Source organism: Pontiella sp. (assembly GCF_041622395.1).
In the GTDB taxonomy this organism is placed as follows: domain Bacteria; phylum Verrucomicrobiota; class Kiritimatiellia; order Kiritimatiellales; family Pontiellaceae; genus Pontiella.
In genome coordinates this window covers 1-6,443 of sequence record NZ_JBFJYW010000231.1, presented here as the reverse complement: position 1 = coordinate 6,443, position 6,443 = coordinate 1, and the positions used below count along the sequence as shown (strand labels likewise).

Genomic DNA, 6,443 nt, shown 5'->3' with positions numbered 1-6,443 from the left:
GGTCGACCGCGTGGCGGCCAGCGGCAGCGTGCCCGAATTTAAGTATCTGACGGTCACGGTCGGCTACCCCGGCGATCCGAGTGCCGTGGTGCTGACCACGATCATGACCCCGGGAGGCGACCTGTGAGCGCCCCCCGGACCAAAGCGGGCTTTTCGCTCATTGAGCTGCTGGTGGCCGGTTTGGCGACGGGGATCCTGGCCTTGACGGTCGGGTTGATCCTGCTCATGCCCAGCAAGTCGATGTCGGTCAATGCCGAATATGCCGAGCTCCGGCGCGATCTCGCCGTGGCCGTCCGGTTCATTGCAAAGGACGTGCGCAATGCCGAGTACAGCTATGATGGCGAGACGATCGTCGGCGGAACCAATACGCTCTATCTGCCGGACACCGAGTACCGGGCCCACTCGATCCAATACACCCGCAATCCCGCCGAGGGCAGCTTGACCCGCACCGCAGCCGGGGCCAGCCGGGTTCTGATCGACCAGGGGCTGACCGTTTTCAATCCCCTGGAAGTCAACAGCGCGACCTCCGGCATGAAGGGCGTCATGCTTCATCTCGAAATGCAAAGCGCCAGCGGCGTAAGCATCGTCGATAAAACGTTCATTCACACGAGGGACGTACAATGAAAAAGCACGGCGCCGGTTCCAACAAGGAGGGGGCCATTCTGGCCATCATCATGGTCATTCTGCTGGTGCTGACCGCCATGGTGTTGGCCCTGTTGCATCTGGCCACCCACAACTCGCGCGAAACGATCTACGAACTGCGCAGTGCCCAGGCCTTTTGGCTGGCCGAGGCCGCTTGCCAACGAAGCATCGCCGACCTGTATGCCGGCGGCGACGGCGTCGTGAACGAAAGCTATTCCGCCAGCGGAGTTTCCGGGACGCTCGCGGTCGCGATCGACAGCGATGACGACCAATTCCGCATCTGTACCGGCACCGTGAACATGGCCGGGCGAACCGTTTCGCGCCGCATCCGCTTCGAAATCTCGACCGTTGCCGCTCCGTTCGAGCATGTGATCCATGCCGCCAACCGCGACGGGGAAAGCTGGGACCTCTCCCTGCGCGGAACCCGCGTCGACATCAATAACGGCAACTACCCTTCCGCAACGTTGCAGGAATCCGACTATGGCCCGATCATTCCCACCAGCCGGGGCAACTATCCCGGCGGCAACGACGTGGCGATCGGGAACATCGATATCAACGGCGGCGTGCGGCTGTACGACCAAAGCGCGGTGACGGCGGTGCCCAGCCCCAATACCTACAATATCAACGGCGATGTTTCCTATACCCAAAGCTTTTTCCAGAGCACGAATGCAACCGTTGCCGGCGGCGTGTCGGCGTTGGCGCCGAGCGACTACGATCCGCCCAACTTCGCGCTGATGGATTATGCCAACAACAACACATACGACGTGGCGGAGGAGTTTAACCGCTACGGCATCACGTCCGGGCGCCTGCCGGCCGATCATGAACTTTACAATGTGGTGGTGAAGAACGTCTTTCCGGGGGGGGCGGACCCGACGCCCGGCGAGGACGACTTTTATTTCCAGCCAAGGAGCACGGTGGTGGGGTCGGTTTCCACCGGGGCAACACCGTTGTTGCTCGGCGACGACACCACCTATTACGTCGATGGCCATGTCTGGTTCCACCATACCAGTACCTATGGCTTCAAGATCGATGGCCAGTCGGTCATCGTGTCCACGCGCGACATCCATATCAGCGACAATCTCGAATACAGCGACAACTCGCGCGATGAGAGTGCGGATATGCTCGCCTTGGTGGCACTGGGCCAGATCGATTCGATTACGGGCGCCTATCTGGGCGATGGAAACATCTATTTCGGCGACCCGACCTATGGCACGCTCTTCACGGCCGATGCCTTCATGTTCGCCAACAACAATTTTTACTACAACACCAGTTCGGATACCGGGGAGCAGGGCATGCCCGAGTCCGGGTTCCGCGTCTACGGCAATTTCATGGCCATGAACCAGGTGGTCATTGTCCGCGATTGGTATCAGCGGAACACCTATGTCGACGCCAGCGGCAACACCCGCGAAGCCGTGAAGATCGATGGCCGTTGGTACGATGCGGCGGATACCAATGTGGCGGTGCTTTCCACCGTGACCAGCAGTCAGCGGGCGGTGGAATACGATGCCAACGAAGACGAATGGGTCGATGTCGAGGACGGCACGGTGGTCGATGCCTCCAGTATTGCTCACTATGCCATGCAGATCGAATACGACGACCGCATCCGCGATGCCGCAACCCAGATGACCGGCCTGCCCAAAGGCACCGGCACCATTTTCATGGGCGCTTCGCGGTGGGAGGAAATCGCGCCACCGTAGCGTTGTTGGGCGTGCGCGCTTACAGCGCCCAGGCGAGCAGCAGGGGAATCGTAACGATTCCGGCGAGGTGGGTGACCAGCAGGCTGGAGGCAATGAAATCGGAGTCGCCGCCAAAGCGTTCGCTGAAGATCAAGCTGGTGACCGCGGCGGGCATCACCGCCACCACCGAAAGGATCCCCCGGGCCATATCGTCCATCGGAATCTGCTTGAGCAGCAAGATGAACAGCACCGGCGTAACGACCAGGCGCAGCGCCGCGAGGATCCACACATGCTTGTCGAAGGCGGCGCGTACATCGAGCGCCGCGATGCGGCTGCCGGAGACCACCATCGAAACCGCTACGGTGGCTTTACCGACGGTTTCCGCGCCGAAATAGGTCAGGTCCAGCAGACGTCCGGCGAGGTCGGCAAAGAATCCGGTAGCCGGCAGCTCGGGGCTGGCCAGGTCGCGCACGCAGACCCAGCCGATGGAAAGGATGAGCGCAATCAGCGGCGGGCCGAACATCATCCGCAGCCCTTCGGCCAGTTTGCTGGAGCGGTTGAACAGGAAGACGCCGACCGTCCAGACCACCAGCTCGAAGCCCATCGAGGCGAAAACCAGCAGGGCCACGCCCTGTTCTTTCCACAGCAGCAGCACGAGGGGGAGCGGCAGGAAGAGGTAGTTGTTGATCGTGTTCTGGAACAGGAATGCGCTCGCCCGTTTTTGGTCGATCCCCTTCAGGCAGCGCACCGCCAAGAGCCCCAGCACCAGCCCCGTCCCGGCGATCACCATCGCCAGCACGGGCATGATCCAGTTGGCGGCCAGCTCCTTCGCATTCAATTTCGTGACCGAGGAAAAGATCAGGCAGGGGTAGATGATGGCAATCAGCACCCGCACCATTTCGCTTGTGCCCACGGCGCTTACCACGCCGCGTTTGCGCGCCGCATAGCCAACGGTCATCAGCACCAGAATAAACAAGACCTGTAAAACGTAGTTCATAAAGTTCGCCGTCGATTTCCGTTTGTTGGTATTCAGCCGCGCTCCCGAGTGGAGTGCTGCAACCAAGTCCTGATAACCGATAACGGATCACCGGCATTTGGAAAGTCCCAACTGCAACTTTTAACCGTTCCCCCAACGCGGCCGACCCGCGAATCAAGCCGATTGCCGCGCCGTTGAAATATCTGGCATCGCAACATGACATGCTCCGCGGTATTTGTTTTTATGGGCCCTCGAATCGCGGAGAATCCGCTCCGCCAAATCAGGTACCCATCAATCATGAAACAGATATTTCCATTTTTTGTCGCACTCTCCATTGCTGCCGAGGCCTGGTGCGCGATCGATTACGAAGTCGCCAATTCGTTGAGAGGCCGCGTATCCAATACGGTGAAGAATGCCCAACTACTGCCCGTCTGGGCGCCGGACGCCTCGGCCCTCTATATCCAGCGCGGGAGCGGGATTGTCCGCGTCGACACCGCAACCGGGCAGGAAGAGGACGCCATTGCCCCCGGGATCCTGGAAACGCTTTTCCCCGGAGAGGAACCCTTCATCCGCAATTTTGGATTCGATGCCGATGGACGGACCGTCTTCCTCGTTACGGCGGGCAAGCAGGTGCGCACGCTTCGGGTCAAGGGCACCGTCATCGAAACCGTCGCCCCCGCCGACGATCCCTTCGCCCTTCCGGCGCGCAAGGCCACGCCCAAATCGCGCAGCGGAAACGGCAAGGGTTCCACCAAGCTCTACTTCGTGAACAACACGGATGAGCCCCACGAAATCGCCTGGATCTCCGCCGCGGGCGAGCGCGTGGTATACACCACGCTGAAGCCGGGCGAGTCCAGTTCCCAAAACACCCATGCGGGGCATCTTTTCACGGCGGGCAAGCTCGCCTTCACGGCCCGCAAGCAGCCGGGCGTCGCGTACCTCGGCGCCGAGCCGGCGGCCCCCCAAGGCCGGAAGCCCAAAGCGGAAGAGGATACCGCCTCCAACGGCTGGAAGGCCGAGTTCAAGGAGTTCAACCTGTACGTGAAAAACCGCCAAACCGACCAAACCACCCAACTCACGACCGATGGAACCGAGAATTTCAAATATTGCGGCCCGCTGGAATGGTCGCCCGACGGCCGCTACGTGGTGGCGATGCGCGAAAAGGCCGGTACCAACCGGCACATCGATCTGATCGAGGCGGCCCCCAAGGACCAGCTCCAGCCCAAGACCCGGTCGGTCTACTATCTCAAGCCCGGCGACGAGCTGAACGTGGCCAAGCCCCATCTGTTCGATCTGGAGACCGGCAAGGAGATTGCGATCGACGGCGGCCTGTTCCCCAACCCCTGGTCGATTTCGCGCCTTCACTGGACGCCCGATGGCAAACGCCTTTTCCTGCTCTACAACGAGCGCGGCCACCAGACCCTGCGGCTCATCGAGGTGGAGGCGGCAACCGGCAAAACCCGTTCCGTCATCGAAGAAACCAGTTCCACCTTCGTGGACTATTCGCGGAAAACCTTTCTCCAGCAGCTCGACGAGACCGACGAGGCGATCTGGATGTCGGAGCGCAGCGGCTGGAACCACCTCTATCTCGTCGACCGCGGCACCGGGAAAATCCAGCCCATCACCTCCGGCGAATGGGTCGTGCGCGAGGTGGAGCACGTCGATGTCGAAAAGCGCCAGATCTGGTTCCGCGCGCTCGGCATCCATCCCGGGCAGGATCCCTACCTCACGCATTTCGCCCGCATTAATTTCGACGGCACCGGCCTGACCCTGCTCACCGAAGGCAACGGCACGCATGCCATTGCTTTTTCCAAGGACCGCAAATTCTACACCGACACCTGGTCGCGCGTCGATCTGCCGCCCGTCCACGAGCTGCGCCGCTCTTCGGATGGCCAAAAGGTCGCCGATCTCGGCAAGGCCGATGCCACCGAACTTTGGGCGGTCCATCCCCACCAACCCGAGCCGTTCGCGGCCGCGGGCCGCGATGGAAAGACCTCCATCCATGGCGTCATTTTCCGCCCGTCGAATTTTGATCCGACGAAGCGCTATCCCATCCTCGAGGCCATCTATGCCGGGCCGCACGACTTTTTCGTGCCCAAGCAATTCAGCGCCTACCACCACGCGCAGCTGTTGGCGGAACTCGGCTACATCGTTGTGCAGATCGACGGCATGGGAACCAATTGGCGGTCCAAATCGTTCCACGACGTCTGCTGGAAAAACATCAAGGATGCCGGCTTCCCCGACCGCATCGCCTGGATCCAGGCCGCCGCCGCGAAATATCCCTATATGGATGTTTCCCGCGTCGGCATCTACGGCGGCTCCGCCGGCGGGCAAAACGCCATGCGCGCCGTGCTGGACCATGCCGACTTCTACAAGGCCGCCTCCGCCGACTGCGGATGCCACGACAACCGCATGGACAAGATCTGGTGGAACGAGGCCTGGATGGGGTGGCCCGTCGATAAAAGCTACGAAGAGAGCTCCAACGCGGTCGACGCCCACAAGCTCGGCGGCAAGTTGCTGCTGATGGTTGGCCTGCTTGACGCCAACGTCGATCCCTCTTCCACGATGCAGGTGGCCGAGGCGCTGATCCAGGCCGGCAAGCCGTTCGAAATCATGGTGTTCCCGTCCGGCGGCCACTGCCCCGGCGACGTCGAGTTCGGCAAGCGCCGTTTGGCCGAATTCTTCATCCGCCATCTGGGAACCTGCGATGTCGCGCCCATGCCGGAAATCCTTCAACCGAAATAAGGGCATCCGGGCGGAACCGAAGAACGGGATTTGCAGAAGATGAAAAAATTTGGACTGATCGGCGGAACCTCGTGGCACTCGACCGTCGAGTATTACGCCACGATCAACCGGCTCGTGAACGCGAAGCACGGCGACAACACGAACCCGCCGCTCCGAATCGCCAGCCTGAACCAGAAAGCGATCCACGATCTCCAGCGTTCCGGCGACTGGGGCGCCATCGCCGGCATCCTCGTGGAGGCGGCCCTGGAGCTGCAGGCGATCGGGGTCGAGGGCATCGCGCTCTGCGCCAATACGCCCCACAAGGTGTTCGACCGGCTCCAAGGGGCGCTCGCCGTGCCCGTGCTGCATATTGCCGATGCCATCGGTGCCGAGCTCGCGCAGCGCGGCTGGGATACGGTCGGTCT

Annotated in this window: 5 protein-coding genes; 4 read left to right on the top strand and 1 reads right to left on the bottom strand. The window is 61.5% G+C overall.

Going from position 1 to position 6,443, the window contains the following annotated elements:
- The first annotated feature begins 123 nt into the window (after positions 1-123).
- Together ABYO54_RS12740 and ABYO54_RS12735 are read left to right on the top strand one after the other, a co-directional pair.
- Complete coding sequence (locus tag ABYO54_RS12740; RefSeq protein WP_372808629.1) at positions 124-624, top strand: PilW family protein; 501 nt, start codon at positions 124-126, stop codon at positions 622-624.
- Positions 621-2,339, top strand: coding sequence for a hypothetical protein (locus tag ABYO54_RS12735; protein ID WP_372808628.1), 1,719 nt, complete (start codon positions 621-623; stop codon positions 2,337-2,339). The genes ABYO54_RS12740 and ABYO54_RS12735 overlap by 4 nt, the downstream gene beginning before the upstream one ends.
- Before the next feature lie 19 nt (positions 2,340-2,358).
- On the opposite strand, the gene ABYO54_RS12730 is transcribed toward ABYO54_RS12735, so the two are convergent.
- Positions 2,359-3,315 carry an AEC family transporter gene (locus ABYO54_RS12730; RefSeq protein WP_372808627.1) on the bottom strand — a complete coding sequence of 319 codons (957 nt, stop codon included), beginning with the start codon at positions 3,313-3,315 and terminating at the stop codon, positions 2,359-2,361.
- Between the two features lie 276 nt (positions 3,316-3,591).
- Here ABYO54_RS12730 and ABYO54_RS12725 point away from each other — a divergent pair, with 276 nt between their 5' ends.
- Entirely contained in the window at positions 3,592-6,039 is a 2,448-nt protein-coding gene (locus tag ABYO54_RS12725; protein ID WP_372808626.1) for a DPP IV N-terminal domain-containing protein, read from the top strand.
- 39 nt (positions 6,040-6,078) lie between these two features.
- Positions 6,079-6,443, top strand: a 365-nt coding sequence (locus ABYO54_RS12720; protein ID WP_372808625.1) for an aspartate/glutamate racemase family protein, incomplete at its 3' end; no start/stop codon positions are given.

Excerpts from the sequence above, each read along its gene's own strand:
- ABYO54_RS12725 (WP_372808626.1), top strand. The coding sequence starts at position 3,592 with ATGAAACAGATATTTCCATTTTTTGTCGCACTCTCCATTGCTGCCGAG.
- ABYO54_RS12730 (WP_372808627.1), bottom strand. The coding sequence starts at position 3,315 with ATGAACTACGTTTTACAGGTCTTGTTTATTCTGGTGCTGATGACCGTT.
- ABYO54_RS12735 (WP_372808628.1), top strand. The coding sequence starts at position 621 with ATGAAAAAGCACGGCGCCGGTTCCAACAAGGAGGGGGCCATTCTGGCC.